This is a genomic window from Amycolatopsis pithecellobii (assembly GCF_009707865.1).
Classification (GTDB): Bacteria; Actinomycetota; Actinomycetes; order Mycobacteriales; family Pseudonocardiaceae; genus Amycolatopsis_E; species Amycolatopsis_E pithecellobii.
Window position 1 is genome coordinate 1 of sequence record NZ_WMBA01000063.1, and the last position, 15,631, is coordinate 15,631.

Sequence of the window (15,631 nt, forward strand, 5' to 3'; positions counted from 1 at the left end):
CGCACATCCGAGCCCACCGGCTCGCCACCTTTGATGAAACCCACAATGTCATTCAAAGTGCGCAACTCCGCCACCTGCTCCGGACCCACCGCCGGAACACCCTCCACACGATCCCTCAACGCACCCAGAATCTGCACCCGCTTGATCGAATCCACCCCAAGGTCAGCCTCAAGATCCATCGACAAATCCAACATCTCCGGCGGATAACCCGTCTTCTCCGCCACAACCTCCACCAACACCGACCGCACATCCGAGCCCACCGGGGCGGCATTATTCGTCGAGGGCGGCTCTGTGGGAATCTCGGGCAGCGCCGGGCCCGGATCGAACTGCTGCGGGACAACCGGATCGGGAAGCGCGGGCGGCCCGGCGACCGGATCGGGCAGGGCAGGAAGTTCCCCTGAGCTCACGGGCGAGGCAGGAAGCTCCCCCAAGCCCACGGGCGGGGTGGGAAGCTCCGCGAAGCTCGCCGCGCGGGGGTCCTGCCCGGCGACCGGCGCGGCGCCGAATTCCAGGGCCGTCAGTGACGCCAGGATTTCGTTGACCCGCGTGTGTGTCTGCCCCAGCGCGAGACTGTGCTCCTTGACGGCATCCACCGTCGCGTACAGCCGGTCATCGACACCGCCCGAACGCTGCGCCTCCCGCAGCACCGACACCAGGTCTTCGGCCACCCGCAGCTGCCCCTCGGCGTACTGGTTGTGCAGGTCAAGATGCTGCTGCGCCACCGCTTCCACGCCCGGTCGATTGTGGACAGCTGATGCAGCGCCAGCAGAAACCGGAGCCTCACGCGCCACCACGGGTTCTCGTAGCGCCACCGCGGCCGCAGCTTCCGCCGGATCCGCAGTCCTGGCCGCCGCGGCCTCCGCCGGAGCCGGACCTGCAACCGCAGCCCCCGCAGCGCCTGCAACAACCTCCGCACGCGCCGCCTCCGCAGCCTCCGCACGCGCCGCCTCCGCAGCCTCCGCCCGCGCCGCGGCCACGGCTTCCAGCTCACCGGCCTCACCGAGCGCGCGCTCGTAAGCCTCCCGCCGGGCGCCGGGCACGTAGTCCCGCCCCGTCAGGCGCACCACCATGCCCTCGGGCTCCGGTTGGACGACAGGCGGGGCATCCTGCCGGTGCACATCGCGAAGCGGCACCCCGAGCACCGCCAACCGCAGCGCGGCCTTCTTCAGCGCGACATCACCATCACCCGTCGGCCCGGCATCGGTGGGGATCGCGACCACATCATCGCCCAGCGTGCGCTGCACCAGCTGCGTCAGCACACCCTTCGGCCCGAACTCGACGAACACCCGGCACCCATCGGCATGCATCGCGCGCAACCCGGCCACGAACTCGACCGGCTTCAACAGCTGCTCCGCCAGCACCCGCCGGTTCGTGGCAACCCGCGAACCGTACTCCGCGCCCTCGGAGTTCGCGTAGACCCGGACCCGCGGCGCGCGGATCTCGACGCCCTTGAGCGCCGCCCGGAACGGTTCCGCCGCGTGGGCCACATACCGCGTGTGGAACGCTGCGGCGACCGGCAGTTCCCGCACGGTCATCCCACGCTCACGGCACGCCGCCACCAGCCCCGCCACCGCGTCGGAACCACCGCCGACCACGATCTGGTCCGGGGCGTTGTGGTTGCAGACACTCACCTCGGGATGCTCGCGCAGGATTTCCGTGACCTCCTCACGGCTCGCCTGCACCGCCGCCATCGTGCCGGGGTCCCCGTCACCGGGCGCCGCCATCGCCTCGCCGCGGGCACGCGCCAGCGCGAAGAACTCCGCGTCACCGAGCGAGCCAGCCGCCCACAACGCGGTCAGCTCACCGAAACTGTGCCCGAGGAACCCGGCGCACTCCAGCCCGCGCTCGGCGAGGAACCGGTACTGCCCCGCGGACAGCGCACCGATCGCCGGCTGGGCGTATTCGGTGCGCCGCAACACGTTTTCCTGCTCGTTGCGCTCCTGCGGGTCGAACACCGGCGGCGGGAACACGACCGGCGCGAGCTGACGCGGCGAATCGGCGAAGGCGGCATTCGCCTCGTCGAAGGCAGCGGCGACGGCCGGGTTGTTCAGCGCCGTCGTGATCCCCATGTCGACGTACTGGCTGCCCTGACCGGCGAACAGCGCACCGACCTTCAAATCAGCCAAAGCGTTGCGGCGGAAGAAGATCCCTTTGGGATGTGTCCACTCGGGAGAGTCCACATGGGATTCGATCTCGCCGGCGGTCAGCTCACGCAGCGCCGCGGCTTCCTGCTCGTCCCGCGCGACGAACCCGGCGCGGGCGTGGCCGGCGGGAATCTCACCACCGTCGGCCGGCGCGCTCGACCGCACCAGCCCGGCCAGCTCACGCACATCCGTGGCATGCCACAGATGAACCCGCGCGGTCCGGTGCACCGTCAGCAATTCCGTGCGGTCAGCGGTGGTTTCCTCCAGTACCGCGTGGAAGTTGGTGCCCCCGAAACCCATCGCGGACGCCGCGGCCCGGCGCCGCGGCCATCGCGGGTCGAGGATCCACGGGCGGGTCTTCGTGTTGACATAAAAAGGAGATTCCCCGTCGAGGGCCCGGTTCGGCTTGGTGACGTTGATCGTGGGCGGCAGTACCTTGTGGTGAAGGGACAGCGCAAGCTTGATAAGGCTCGCCGCGCCCGCGGCGCCCTTCGTGTGCCCGATCTGCGACTTCACGCTGCCGATGGCCGCGTACCGCGTCTCATCGGTTTCCTTGCGCAGCACCGAAGTAAGCGCTTCCAGCTCCGTCGCGTCGCCGACCCGCGTCCCGGTCGCATGGGCCTCGAACAGCCCGATCGACGCAGGCGAGCAGTCGGCGTCCTCGTACGCACGCCGCAGCGCGGCCTGCTGCCCCTCCGCGCGCGGGGCGTAAATGCTCTTGAACCGGCCGTCGCTCGACGAGCCCATTCCCCGGATCACCGCGTAGACCCGGTCACCGTCGCGCCGCGCGTCCGCGAGCCGCTTGAGCGCGAGCATGCCGATGCCCTCGCCGACCAGCGTTCCGTCGGCACCGTCGTCGAGCGGCTTGATGGTGCCGGATTTCGACAGCGCTCCCACCTTGCTGAAACACATGTACCCGAAGATCGAGTTTTCGGTGTCGCAGCCGCCGGTGATCATCAGGTCGGCCCGCCCGGACACCAGCTCGTTGATCGCCACGTGCACCGCGGACAGCGAGCTCGCGCACGCCGCGTCGATCGTGCAGTTCATCCCGCCGAGATCGAGCCGGTTCGCAACCCGGCCTGCGATCACGTTGCCCAGCAGGCCGGGGAACGAGTTTTCCTCCCAGGGCGCGAACGCGGCCGCGTACTTCTCCGCGATCTTCTCGGCGTCGTCCTGGGTGAGCCCGCAGCTGCGGACGACTTCCTTGAGTACCGGGGTGGACAGCCGCGCGGCCAGGGGGTGCGACAATGTCGTCGGGCCGGCGACGCCGAGCACCACGCCGGTGCGGTCCGGCCGGTACCAGGCGGCGCCGGTCGCGCCCGCGTCGGCGAGCACGTCACGCGCGACGAGCAGGCTCAGCAGCTGGACGACGGTGGTGACCTCGAGCTGGTTCGGCGGCAGGCCGAACTCGGTGACGCTGAACGGGACCTCGGGCACGAAACCACCGCGACGGCAGTAGGTCTTGTCCGGTGTGGACGGATCCGCGTCGTAGTAATCGTCGACGTTCCAGTGCGTCGTCGGCACGTCGGACGTGCAGTCCGCCGCGCCGACGATGTTCTGCCAGAACTCGCCGAGGTTCCGGGCCATCGGGAACAGGCTCGCCAGCCCGACTATCGCGATAGGACTGTCGGCGAGCCGCCGGGCGGAACTGTCGTTGTGGTCGTTCACGTGCCAACCCCTGTCTCAGGCCAAGGTTCGCTGATCGCCGTTGATCAGGATGATTTTCGTGGTGTCACAAGCGGACGGTGCGGGCTTCGTCGATCAGGTCGGCCATCGCGATGCCGATGGCCTGGTGCCCGGCCGGGCTCGGGTGCATCCCGTCGGCGCACCACATCACCGGGTCCGTGGCCAGTGGCGCGTTCGCGAGGTCGAGGCAGACCAGGTCGAGCTCGTAGACGAGCTTCTCGAGGAACTCGTTCGCCTCGGCGAACCGTTCCCGGAGCGCCGAGCGGGTGTGTTCGTCCAAGCCCGGCAGGCGATCCGGGATTCCGGGCCAGTTGGTGGTGAACACCAGCCGTCCCGGCGCGACGAGACCCGTGTAGAGGTGCCGCAGGTTGCGCTGGAACCGTGCGCGGTCGTAGTCGGTGACGAGATCGTTCCCGCCGACGATCACGCCCATCAGTGGCGCCGGGTTGGCCAGCGCGACGGGCAGCTGGCGATCGACCGCATCCTGTGTGGTGGCGCCGAAAGAGCCGAGGTTCAGCACCCCGTCGGCGATCCCGAGCGAGTCCGCCAGCCGCACGACGAACCCGAGGAAGGTGCCGTCGGGACGGGTCAGGCCGCCGCGCCCCTCCGCGCAGCTGTCGCCGAGCACGGTCAGTTTCCGGTCCGGCATCGGTGTCACACCTGTGCCCCGAGCAGTTTCGCCATCCGCTCCGGCGCGAAGAACTCCTCGCCGGTCATTCCGCCGCCGATCATCGCGTAGAAGTCCTTCGCGTATTCGGCGTTGCTGCCCAGTGCCCGGAAAACGGCGAGCAGCTGCGGCGTCAGCTCAAGCGTCGAGATGGCGCAGGTGAATTCGAAACCGGAATGCGACTTCTCGTCGCGCACCCGCTGGTATTCCGCGAGTGCCTCGCTCATCGGGCGCTGCCCGCTCAGTCCTTCGTGCACGCGGCCGGCGAGCAGCTCGGCGTATTCGAATGCGTCCGAGATACCCAGACCGGTCAACGGGTCTTTGTGGTAGCCGGCGTCACCGACGAGTGCCCAGCCGTCGCCATGAGACTGACGGTAGTAGTTGTCCGGGTAGCGCATCGGGTAGAACCGGTCCTCCCGCTTTCCCTTCGTGGCGAGCTCTTCGCCGAACTCGGGGACGATGGTGCGGGCGATCTGGTGGAAATTGCCTTCGACATCCGTGCGGAAATCTTCGAACGCGTCGATCTTGCGCATGACCGCGACCAGCGTCCGGTCATCGTGAGTCGGCCAGATGCCGATTTGCTCGCGAGCGCCGATCCGGCTGTGGAAATCGGTTCGCAACCCACTGAAATAGCTGTAGTAGATGAAGCATTCGGCCGGCACCCGCTGGTAGATTTCGGCGTCGACGGCTTGCGCGACGAACGAGTTGCGACCGTCGGCGCCGATCACGATCCGCGCCCGCTCTTCGGTGACCTCACCGCCGGCGAAGCCGCCGCGGATACCGACCACGGCACCGTCGGAGATGATCAGCTCACGCACCGTGTACCCCTCGCGCACTTCGGCTCCCGCGGCGCGCGCGCCGTCGACGAGAATGGTGTCCAGCACGGTGCGGCGCGGGGCACAGGTGAAGTCGATGCCCTGGATGGGATCCGCGAAACCGTTGATGACGATGTCCAAATAGGACACTGTCATCTGCTTGATCCGGGGGACATCCGTGGCGAGGAGCTTGTCCAGCAAACCCCACGAGGCAAGCCGCGCCAGGCCGCGCTGCTGGATGTAGTGCGTCGAGATCGTGTCACTCGGGAACGTCGACCGGTCGACCACGAGCACCCGGTACCCCTGTTTGGCCAGCAGCATGCCGACCGGCGAACCCGCGCAGCGCGCGCCCACCACGATCGCGTCGTACATTACGGCGCCTCCCACCGAATCACTCGCTTCTTCCGACCGCCTCAGTCAACCGCAGCCGGCGCGCGACCGGAGAGCACCATGCGCAGCACCGATCGGATCATTTACAAAGCCGATGAAGAGCGATTATTCAATTCTCGTTCACCGCGGATTATCGCGACCGTGCCGTAATTGAACGCATGCCGACAGCAAATGGACCCGCGCCGGGAATCGCCGCGGCACAGGCGGAACTGCTCAAACTGGCCGGAGCCGGAACTCCCGATTTCGAGCAGATCCGGCGGACCGTGGACACTCTCGTGCCGTTCGTGAACAAGGTGGGCGTGCGCATCACGGAACTGGGTGCCGGTTCGGCGGTGGCGGAGGTGCCGCGGCAGCCGGACCTGACGAACCATCTCGGTACCGTGCACGCGGGCGCGCTGTTCCTCGCGGCCGAGGTCGCCTGCGCCGGGGCGTTCTCGGGCGCAGTCGCGCCACGCATCCTGCACGTGCGCACGTTCGTGCTACGGGACTGCCGGTCGACGTTTCTCAAGCCCGCGCGTGGCCGGATCCGCGCGCACGGCACGGTGACCTCACCGGCGCTGGCCACCGCCGTGCGAAGCCGGACCGAGGAGCAGTTCGACCTGACCGGGAAGGCACTCCTGTACGACGACAGTGCTGCCCTTGTGGCCAAAGTGGACCTGGACTACCTCTGCTGGCTCGGCGCCGCGTAGAGCTCGGCGATGGTGCCGGCGTAGTCGCGCTCGATCTGGGCGCGGCGCAACCGCAGTGACGCGGTGACATGTCCTTTTTCGACCGTGAAATCTTCCGGCAGGATGGCGAAACGGCGGATCGACTCGGCGCGCGACACCAGCTCGTTCGCCGCCGTGACGGCCGAGTCGATCTCCGCGCGCAGCCTGTCTCCCTCGATCCCCGACGCGCGCACCGCGGCCGCGTCCAGGGTGATGAGCGCCGCGACGTAGGAGCGGCCCTCCCCCACCAGCATGCAGTTGGCGACGAGCGGGTGCAGGCGGACCCGGTCCTCCAAGGGCGCCGGTGCCACGTTCTTGCCGCCGCTGGTGACGAGGATTTCCTTGCGTCGCCCGGTGATGAAGAGGAAACCGTCTTCATCGAGGCGGCCGAGGTCACCGGTCGCGAGCCAGCCGTCGTGCCCGGCGTCCGGCCAGTACCCGGGATAGACCTGCGCGCCGCGGACGAGGATCTCCCCGTCGTCCGCGATGGCGACGGTGGTCCCGGGCACCGGCCTGCCGACCGCGCCCCGGAGTCCGGTGCCCGGTGCGCTCATGCTCACCGTCGACGCCGCCTCCGTGAGGCCATATGCGCCAAGGATCTCCACCCCGAGCTCGGTGAAATAATCCGTTGTGGACGGTTCGAGCGAGGCACCACCCGCGATGACGTGAGCCAGCCGCCCGCCCAGCATTTCCCGTACCTGCCCGGCGGACAGGTGCCGGGCCGCCTTCCTGATCTTCTCCAGCACGTACGGCACGCCGACGAGGAACGTCGGCCGGAACGCGGGCAGCTCGCCCACCAGGTCCGCCGCACTCGTCACCAGACCCGTGCGCACACCCGCCCAGACACAGCCGAACTGCACCACGCGGCCGTATACATGCGCCAGCGGCAGGAAGAGCAGCGTGCACGCGCCCGGGGCGCGGAACACCTTGTCGAGCAACTCCACCACGTTCGCGGCTGCCGCGAAAACGTTGCGATGGGTCAGCATGCAGCCCTTCGGCAGGCCGGTGGTGCCGCTGGTGTACACGATCGTCGCGAGGTCGCCGGCCCGCACCGCATGCCGGCGCGCCCGCGCGGAGGCGTCCGGCACTTCGCGCCCGAGCGAGATCAGCTCGGCGAAGGAACCCAGCAGCCACGAGCGCACCCCGGCCAGGTCGCACTGCTCAATGGTCTCGGCGAAACACGCGACCGGGCGCGCATCCGCGACGATATGCCGAACCTGCTCGGCGGACGCGGTGGGATAGACCGGCACGACCACCGCGCCTACGCTCAGCAGCGCGAAGTCCGCTGCCGACCACTCGACGCTCGTGCGACCGAAGATCAGTACCCGGTCTCCGGCGGAGATTCCCGCGGCCAGCAAGCCTTTCGCAATGCCGTGCACGAGTTCACCGAACTCGCCGTAGCTCACGTCCTGCCAGCCGTCGCCGGTCTTACGGCTGAGCACGGCGTCGCCGGTACGAGAAAGCGCTTTCTCGTACACGACGTTCGCGAGGTTGTCGTCGTCCGCCAGTTCCACCAACGCCGGCACGCTGTAGTCCCGCACGCCCTGCCTCACAAGGATTCGATGAATGTGGTGTCGTGCTCGGCCGCGCGGAAACGCGGATGGTCCAGGACGTCGCTCAGGAATTCCGCGGTGGTGGCGACGCCCGGCCCGCGCACCTCGACTTCGCCGAGCGCGCGGCGCATCCGGGCGATCGCCGCGTCACGGTCGGGCGCCCACACAATCAGTTTCGCCAGCAACGAGTCGTACCACGGCGGCACCCGGTAACCGGGGTACACATGCGTGTCGACGCGGGTGAACGGCCCGGCGGGCAGGTGGCACACCTCCAGCACGCCCGGCGCCGGAGCGAACTCGCGCGCCGGGTCCTCGGCGTTGATCCGGCACTCGATCGCCACGCCGCGCGGGAGCACCTCGGTGTAGCCGAGCGGCTCCCCGGCCGCGATCCGGATTTGCTCGCGCACAAGGTCCAGACCAGCGACGGCCTCGGTCACCGGGTGCTCGACCTGCAGGCGGCAGTTGACCTCCATGAAGTAGAACCGCGCCGCCCGCGGGTCCACGAGGAACTCGAACGTGCCCGCGCCCACATATCCCGCGGCCCGGGCACCGCGCACCGCGGCCTCACCCATCTCGCGGATCAGGTCCTCGGGCAGCATCGGCGCGGGCGACTCCTCCACCAGCTTCTGATGCCGGCGCTGCAACGAGCAGTCCCTCGCCCCGAGCTGCGCCACGTCTCCGTGCTGGTCGGCGAAAACCTGGATCTCCACGTGCCGCGCGGATTCCAGGTACCGCTCGACGTAGAGCCGCCCGTCGCCGAACACCGCCTGCGCCGCCGCACGGGTCCGCGCCCAGGCGCGCGGGAATTCCGCCGCGGACCGCACGACACTCATGCCGCGCCCGCCGCCACCGGCGACCGCTTTCACGATCACCGGGAAACCGATTTCGGCGGCCAGTGCCTCGGCCGCGTCCGCCTCCAGCGGGTCACGGCTACCGGGCAGCAGCGGCAGTCCGGCACCGGACATGATCGCCCTGGCGCTCGACTTGTCACCGAGCTGCGTCATCACCTTCGCGGGCGGGCCGATGAACGTCAGGCCCTCGGCCTCGCACACTTCGGCGAAGTCCGGGTTCTCGGACAGGAAGCCATATCCGGGGTGGATCGCGTCCGCGCCCTTGGCCCGCGCGGCTTCGATCACGGCGGGAATGCTGAGGTAGCTGTCCTTCGCCGGACCAGGTCCTATTTGGACACTGTCGTCCGCGAGCCGCACCGCCGCCGAATCACGGTCCGCGCTCGAATGCGCGACGACCGTCCGGATGCCCAGCTCGGCGCAGGTGCGCACGACGCGCACCGCGATCTCCCCGCGGTTGGCGACCAGCACGCAGCCGATCACGGCGCGGGTTCCAGCAACAGGAGCGCCTGGCCGTGCTCGACGGATGTGCCGTCGGCGACGCAGATCTCCACCACCCGGCCGGCCCGGTCCGCCTCGACCGGGATCATCAGCTTCATCGCCTCGATGATCGCGATCTGCTGGCCCGGCCGCACGAGGTCGCCCTCGGTCACGAACGGTTTCCCGCCGGGCTCCGGCGCCCGGTAGAACGTGCCCACGGTGGCCGCGTTCACCGGCACCGTCCCCGCCGGGGACGCCGATCCGGCGGGTTCGGGGCGTGGCATCGGAAGCGCCTCCACCGGCGTCTCCACGGGCGGCGCGGCGACCGGCACGGTGGCGGGGGCCAGCGGCCATTCCACCTCGATCGTGACCTCACCGGCGCGCACCCGCACCGCGCTCGGCAGCCGGGGGGCGTCGGCGCACAGCGCGATCACCTGTTCCCGCAGCACGTTCACCACTTCGTCCACTTCCCGCGGTGCGACGGTGTTTCCGTTGACGCTCACCGAGTTCTCTCCGTTTCGTCCACAGTGGAGTCCAGCAGCACAGCACCGTTCGCACCGAAGCTGCGAAAACGCTTTCTGCGCGCCGTGACCAGGCTCATCTGGTCCAATGGCACCAGCTTCGCCAGGCTCGCGGCGAGTGCGGCGCGCAGGTTGTCGGCGGCGCGCAGGTGGTCGGTGCCCGCGCCGCCATCGGGTTCGGGGACCACGCCGTCCACCACGCCCTGTGTCAGCAACGAACGGGCATCCACCCGCAACGCTTCGGCGGCCTGGGGTGCCGCGGCAGGGTCCTTCCACAGGATCGCCGCGCACCCCTCCGCGCTGATCACCGAGTAGACGGCGTTGGCGCACATCAGAACCCGGTCGGCGAACGCCAGCGCGAGCGCACCGCCGCTGCCGCCCTCCCCGGTCACGACCGCGACGACCGGCACCGGCAACCCGGCCATCAGCTTGAGGTTCTCCGCGATCGCGACGGCCTGCCCGCGTTCCTCGGCCTCGATGCCGGGATAGGCACCGGCCGTGTCGATCAGGGTGATCACCGGCAGCCCGAGCTTGCCGGCGAGCCGCATGACCCGCGCCGCCTTGCGGTACCCGGCGGGGGTGGGCATGCCGTAGTTGCGTTCCGCGAGTTCGCCGGCGGTGTGGCCCTTCTGCGTGCCGATCAGCACGACCGGCTGCCCCTCGAACCGGCCGATCCCGGCCACCAGCGCCGGGCAGTCCTGTGACATCCGGTCGCCGTGCAGCTCGTGGAAATCCTCCAGCAGCATCGCCGCATAGTCCAGTGTGGACGGACGAGTCAGCTCGCGCGCGGCCCGCACGCAGTCCCACGGTGAGCGTTCCGGCAGCCGCGCCGGATCGGTGATGAGCGCACCGGCCGGGTCCCGCTGCACCGGGGGCACGCTCGCCGGGCGGCGGGTGGCCATCGACAGCAGCCGGCCGAGTGCCGGGCGCAGCGTGGCGCGCGGTGAGATCATGTCGATGATCCCGTGTGTCAGCAGGAATTCGGCGGTCTGGAAGCCTTCGGGCAGCGTCTGCTTGATCGTCTGCGCGATCACCCGTGGCCCGGCGAAACCGAGGCGCGCGCCCGGCTCGGCGATGATGATGTCGGTGGAGGTCGCATAGGAAGCCGCCACCCCGCCGAACGTCGGGTCGGTGATGAGCGAGACCGTCAGGATGCCGGCTTCGTCGAGCTGGCCCAGCGCCTGGCTGGTCTTCGCCATCTGCATCAGCGAAAGCACGCCCTCTTGCATGCGCGCCCCGCCGGAAGCGGTGACCAGCAGCAGCGGCGTGCGTTCGGCGAGCGCCACCTCGCACGCGCCGGTGATCGCTTCACCGACCGCGGTGCCGAGACTGCCGCCGAGGAACCGGAAATCCATCACGGCCACCACGACCGGGTTGCCCTCGATACGGCCACGCGCGCACAGCACGCCTTCCACCAGTCCGGTGCGTTCGCGCGCGTCGGCGAGCCGGCCGGCGTACGGCCGGGTGTCGGTGAACTCCAGTGGGTCGCTGTCGGACACCGCGAGTTCCAGCAGCCGCAACGATCCTTCGTCGAGCAGGCTGTCCAGTTGTTGCGCCGCGGTCAGCGGCGCGTGGTGGCCGCATTCCGGGCAGACCCGGCCGGCCTGGGCGAACCGCTTGCCGTACAACATTTTCCGGCAGCCGCCGCACAGCAGCCACGACGATGCTTCCTTCGGTTCGACCGTCTGCAGGGCGGTCACCGGGTCACCTCCGTAAGGGGAGCGGGTACGTAGGTCGAGCACGCAGCGGGCAGCCGGACGCCGGCGGCGCGCAGCTGGTTGACGCGGGTGGTGAACGCGGCGCCGCGCATGATCTGGGTGGCCAGCTCCGCGACGTGCCGGTGGCCCCGCGCGGCGAGATAGGTGCCGGCGACCCATTCGTTGAACGCGCCCATCGCCGGGCCGCACCAGATCTGGTAGTCCGCGGTGCGTGCCGGGTCTTCGGCCATGCTCCAGCCCGACGACCGGCCGAGGTACCAGCGGAAGATCAACGCCATGCGCCGCTTCGGGTTGCCCTCGGCACGGTCGATCTGCTCCGGGTCACGTTCGCGGAAGTAGCGCACGCAGTCGGTCCACACCTCGTCGAAGGACCGCTGGAAGATCCGCTGTTCCAGGTCCGCGCGGTCGGCGGCGGGAATGTCGCCGATCCCGTCGAACGCGCGGTAGGCGTCGTACAACCGCCGGGCGCGGCTCGCGAACATGGTGCCACGCTTGAGGACCTGCACGTCGACACCGAGCTCGAACATGTCCGAGGACGGCGCCATCTCGGTGTCGGCACTGCCGGCCTGTGCCAGCAATCGTTTCGCCGCGCCGGACTGGTCCGCCTCCAGCGAAGCCTGATTGATGGATCCGGTGACGACGTAGGAAGCGCCGAGCGCGAAGGCCGCGGCTGCCGCGGCCGGGGTACCGATGCCGCCCGCGGCGCCGATCCGGACCGGCCGCGGGTAAGCGCTTTCCCGCCACACCCGGTCCCGCAACGCGATCAGCGAGGGCACCAGCACCGGCAGCGGACGGCGGTCGGTGTGCCCGCCCGAGTCGGCTTCGGCGGTGATGTCGTCGGCCATCGGCACCGCCGCGGCGAGTTCCGCCTGCTCCGCGGTGATCTCACCGGCGGCGAGCAGCTCACGCACCGCACCCGCCGGCGCGGGACGGAGGAACCGCTCGGCGACCTCGGCGCGGGAGACCTTGGCGATCACCTTGTTCCGGGTCACGATCCGCCCGTCGCGGTCGCGGCCGAGCCCGGCGAGCCGGTACTTGACCACCTGCGGGGTGAGGTCGATGAACGCGGACGCTTCGACGCAGCGGACCTCGTTGCGCAGGCAGGCGTCCACAATGGCCCGTTCGAGGGCGGGTTCGCTGGGACTGTGGATCAGGTTGCAGGAAAACGGTTTTCCGCCCACGGCGTGGCGGATCGCGGCGAGGGCGTCGTCGATCTTCGCCGGCACCACCCCGGCGGCACCGAACGACGCGAGGAAGCCCGCCCCCGCGAGCGCGGTGACCAGCCGGACCGACGCGATCCCGTTCGCCATCGCGCCTGCCTGGTAGGCGTGGCGCACCTCGTGGTGGGCACGGAAGTCCGGGTCCCCGAGTGATTCCGGCGGCAGCGCGGGAACCGCGGCGAGCACCTGCGCACGCCGTGCCGTGCCGGCATCCGTGGTGACGGCGATCCCGCCACCGTCGCGGACGACGAACACCGGACTATCTAAAGTGGACAGCTGCTGGTAGATCGACGCCTCGTCCCTGGCCAGTGCCGGTGACGTGATTGCAATGCTCACGGCGTCGATTCTTCGGTCAAGTGGGAACCGCGGTCAACGGATGCGGGCGGGAAGTCATGAGCCGATTGAGTTGCGTAATGGCGGGCCGGGAAACGGCCCCACGGCGTCGAGACAGGACAGAAAGGAGTTCCGCAGCTGGTTGTTCTGCCCCTCCCGCCAGGCCGCGTACAGGTCGACCACCGGCACAGGGTCGTAGAGCTGGACCGGGACCACCTGCGCGCCGCCCACGACGGCACCCGCCAGCATGGCCCGGGAAACCGAGGCGAAACCGACGACTGGCCGTGCTGTGACAAGGATTTCGATCGCGCTGGGGTCCTCCAGCTCATAGGCGACCTTGAGCCGGATCCCGGCCTGGTCGGCGCCGCGCACGATGGCGTCGTACATCGCCGGGGACAGCTGCCGTTGGAACAGCACACAAGTCTGCCCGGCCAGCTCGGCGAACGGAACCCCGGGTCGGCCCGCCCATTTGTGCGTGCGCCCCACCACCGCGACCATCGACAGCCGTAACAGCAAGCGGTGCTGGAACTTCGAGGTAACCGGGCGCCCGTAGACCAATGCCACGTCGAGTGCGCCATCACCGAGCGCTCGCAGCTGCCCCCCGGTGCTTTTCTCCTCCAGCACCACCGTGACGTCCGGGAAGTCGGTCTGCATCTTCTCCAGCGCGGCGGGCAGAACATGTTGCCCTGCCGGGAAGTTGTAGCCGACGCGGATCGTGCCGGACCGCCCTGCCGCCGCCTCACGCGCCGACCGGCCCGCCTTCTCCACCTGGCGTATGAGGATGCGCGCCTCGACCTCGAACGCCTTTCCGGCACGGGTGAGCCGCACCTCGTGCGTCGTCCGGGACACCAGCTCGACGCCCAGCGTGCGTTCCAGGCGCTGCAGCTGCTGGCTGAGCGACGGCTGGGTCAGGTGCAGTTTCGCCGCCGCACGGCCGAAATGCAGTTCGTCGGCGATCGCGAGGAAGGCGAGCACGTGCCGGAATTCCATCACCACCTCCGCGTGTGGTGGCGTTACCGATCCGGCCGGAAGCGGGCCGGGCTCACCGCGGTGGGGTGCCGTCGGTGATCCAGGCGGCCACCACCGGGGCGAGGATGTCGCTGTCCTTGATCCACGCGGCATGCCCGATGTGGCGCAGGCCGGAAGACTCGTCGACATGCCAGCGGGTGATGTTCGCCGAAGGTAGCCGACCGCACAGGAACCGGACCGTGGATTCGGGCCCCAGCCGGTCCGCCTCGAGCGAAATAGCCAGGTATGGCAAGGAAAGTGCGCGCAGCAGACCGTCGTAGTCACGGGTGCTGCGGCGAGGGCGGAACCGTCCGGTCCGCGCGTAACGTGCCCAGTCGAGCATCACCCCGGCGGTCATCGGCCCGATTCCGCCACCGCCGGGCCAGCGCCCGCGCAACCGGGTCACCAGGTCGACATAGCGTGCCGTGGCCAGCATTTCCGCCCACCGTCCGGCGGGGAACGAGCGCCAGTAGACCGAGCCGGTGCCGATCGTGGTGACGCTGGTGACGCGCTCCGGTTCCGCCGCCGAGAACAGCAGTGCGAGCTGTCCGCCGAGGCTGTGCCCGAACAAATGCAGCGGCACACCCGGGAATCGCTTGGTCACCGCGTCCGTCACGGCGGGCAGATCGGTCTCGATCAGTTCGCGGTAGCCGAAGTCCGGGCCCTGTCCCAGCGCGGGTGTGCTGTCGCCCTGTGCCCGCAGATCCACGGTGGCGGCCGAAAGTCCCGCCTCCTGCAACGCTTTCATCAGCGGTAGGTAGAACTTCGCCTTGATCGCCATGGCCGGCAGGATGAGTACGACCGGCGCAGTCGCGCCGGCCGGCAGCACCCGCAGCGCGAGGCTGGCGCCGTCCGGCATTTCGACGGTGCTGTATTCCAGCCCGGGAACGTCGATCTTCATGCCCCCTCCGAAGCCATCGTGCACACGTAGTCCAAAGTGACCTTGCCGACCAGCACGTCGTTCGCGTCGTACATCAGCGCCCGGCCATCCACCTCGACGCGCTGGTCTCCGGCGGCGGCCAGTACGGTCCGGATGTCGCGCGGGTCCAGCATGCCGATCGCGCGGATCCGGCCCAGCGCGGGCTTACGGAAGGAGATCCGCGCGTCGCGCAGCACGAATGAGCCGATCGAACCCAGCGCCGGGACGGCCGCGCCGACGAACGCGCACGCCCCTGCGATGTCGGCGGCCAGGAACAGGGCACCCGCGTGCACGGTCCGCATGTGGTTACCCAGCTGAGGTTCGTCGGGAATCTCGGCGATCGCCCGGTCCGGGCCCAGTTCGGTGACCTCCACCCCCGCATGCGAGCCGAACGGGATGAGCCGGCCGACAATGCGCCGCAGGAGCTCGTAGTCCGGGTTGCCGGGATCCACGGCCGCGAACACCGCGCCGAATCCCCCCGGTGCCTTCGCCTCAGTTGTCATGGCCCTCATTGCGCCAGAGACGGGTGCCGTATCCCAGGGGCGATTATCAGAACCAATCGGTCGAGTGCGGTCGACTCGCGGCCGGGGTTGACCGTCGTTTCCCTGCTTACGCTCAGCCC

12 protein-coding genes are annotated in these 15,631 nt (G+C 69.5%); 1 reads left to right on the forward strand and 11 read right to left on the reverse strand.

The genetic code is table 11. From position 1 onward, the window contains the following. The 3 genes from GKO32_RS30190 to GKO32_RS30200 form a co-directional block, all read right to left on the reverse strand. Positions 1-3,812: beta-ketoacyl synthase N-terminal-like domain-containing protein (locus tag GKO32_RS30190; protein WP_312868794.1), on the reverse strand; the 3,812-nt coding region annotated here is incomplete at its 3' end. Between the two features lie 64 nt (positions 3,813-3,876). Then, positions 3,877-4,479 carry a GDSL-type esterase/lipase family protein gene (locus GKO32_RS30195; protein ID WP_154760312.1) on the reverse strand — a complete coding sequence of 201 codons (603 nt, stop codon included), beginning with the start codon at positions 4,477-4,479 and terminating at the stop codon, positions 3,877-3,879. A gap of 5 nt (positions 4,480-4,484) precedes the next feature. Next, complete coding sequence (locus GKO32_RS30200; RefSeq protein WP_312868795.1) at positions 4,485-5,699, reverse strand: NAD(P)/FAD-dependent oxidoreductase; 1,215 nt, start codon at positions 5,697-5,699, stop codon at positions 4,485-4,487. Between the two features lie 161 nt (positions 5,700-5,860). Here GKO32_RS30200 and GKO32_RS30205 point away from each other — a divergent pair, with 161 nt between their 5' ends. Further along, on the forward strand, positions 5,861-6,391 hold the full coding sequence (locus tag GKO32_RS30205; RefSeq protein WP_154760313.1) for a PaaI family thioesterase: 531 nt from the start codon (positions 5,861-5,863) through the stop codon (positions 6,389-6,391). On the opposite strand, the gene GKO32_RS30210 is transcribed toward GKO32_RS30205, so the two are convergent. Genes GKO32_RS30210 through GKO32_RS30245 form a run of 8 tightly spaced genes read right to left on the reverse strand, consistent with a single transcriptional unit; the run spans position 6,364 to position 15,512 of the window. Then, positions 6,364-7,962, reverse strand: a complete 1,599-nt coding sequence (locus GKO32_RS30210; protein WP_312868796.1) for an AMP-dependent synthetase/ligase — start codon at positions 7,960-7,962, stop codon at positions 6,364-6,366. The two genes, GKO32_RS30205 and GKO32_RS30210, sit on opposite strands and share 28 nt — an antisense overlap. Further along, a complete protein-coding gene (locus tag GKO32_RS30215; RefSeq protein WP_312868797.1) occupies positions 7,959-9,293 on the reverse strand; it encodes an acetyl-CoA carboxylase biotin carboxylase subunit in 1,335 nt (444 codons plus the stop codon). The genes GKO32_RS30210 and GKO32_RS30215 overlap by 4 nt, the downstream gene beginning before the upstream one ends. Beyond that, positions 9,290-9,793: an acetyl-CoA carboxylase biotin carboxyl carrier protein gene (locus tag GKO32_RS40295; protein WP_208024589.1), complete on the reverse strand. Its 504-nt coding sequence runs from the start codon at positions 9,791-9,793 to the stop codon at positions 9,290-9,292. The genes GKO32_RS30215 and GKO32_RS40295 overlap by 4 nt, the downstream gene beginning before the upstream one ends. Next, on the reverse strand, positions 9,790-11,511 hold the full coding sequence (gene accD, locus GKO32_RS30225) for an acetyl-CoA carboxylase, carboxyltransferase subunit beta (RefSeq protein WP_312868798.1): 1,722 nt from the start codon (positions 11,509-11,511) through the stop codon (positions 9,790-9,792). Before accD ends, GKO32_RS40295 begins: the two co-directional genes overlap by 4 nt. Next, on the reverse strand, positions 11,508-13,085 hold the full coding sequence (locus GKO32_RS30230; protein ID WP_312868800.1) for a PfaD family polyunsaturated fatty acid/polyketide biosynthesis protein: 1,578 nt from the start codon (positions 13,083-13,085) through the stop codon (positions 11,508-11,510). Before GKO32_RS30230 ends, accD begins: the two co-directional genes overlap by 4 nt. A 54-nt stretch (positions 13,086-13,139) precedes the next feature. Next, complete coding sequence (locus GKO32_RS30235; RefSeq protein ID WP_154760314.1) at positions 13,140-14,072, reverse strand: LysR family transcriptional regulator; 933 nt, start codon at positions 14,070-14,072, stop codon at positions 13,140-13,142. Positions 14,073-14,124: 52 nt separating this feature from the next. Then, positions 14,125-14,991, reverse strand: a complete 867-nt coding sequence (locus GKO32_RS30240; RefSeq protein ID WP_154760315.1) for an alpha/beta hydrolase family protein — start codon at positions 14,989-14,991, stop codon at positions 14,125-14,127. Then, positions 14,988-15,512 (reverse strand): DUF4442 domain-containing protein, encoded by a 525-nt coding sequence (locus GKO32_RS30245; protein WP_154760316.1) that lies wholly within the window; start codon positions 15,510-15,512, stop codon positions 14,988-14,990. Before GKO32_RS30245 ends, GKO32_RS30240 begins: the two co-directional genes overlap by 4 nt. Between the last annotated feature and the right edge of the window lie 119 nt (positions 15,513-15,631).

Bases quoted from the DNA above. Each gene is read 5' to 3' on its own strand.
- GKO32_RS30240 (WP_154760315.1), bottom strand. From the start codon at position 14,991: ATGAAGATCGACGTTCCCGGGCTGGAATACAGCACCGTCGAAATGCCG.
- GKO32_RS30245 (WP_154760316.1), bottom strand. From the start codon at position 15,512: ATGACAACTGAGGCGAAGGCACCGGGGGGATTCGGCGCGGTGTTCGCG.
- GKO32_RS30205 (WP_154760313.1), top strand. From the start codon at position 5,861: ATGCCGACAGCAAATGGACCCGCGCCGGGAATCGCCGCGGCACAGGCG.
- GKO32_RS30195 (WP_154760312.1), bottom strand. From the start codon at position 4,479: ATGCCGGACCGGAAACTGACCGTGCTCGGCGACAGCTGCGCGGAGGGG.
- GKO32_RS30235 (WP_154760314.1), bottom strand. From the start codon at position 14,072: ATGGAATTCCGGCACGTGCTCGCCTTCCTCGCGATCGCCGACGAACTG.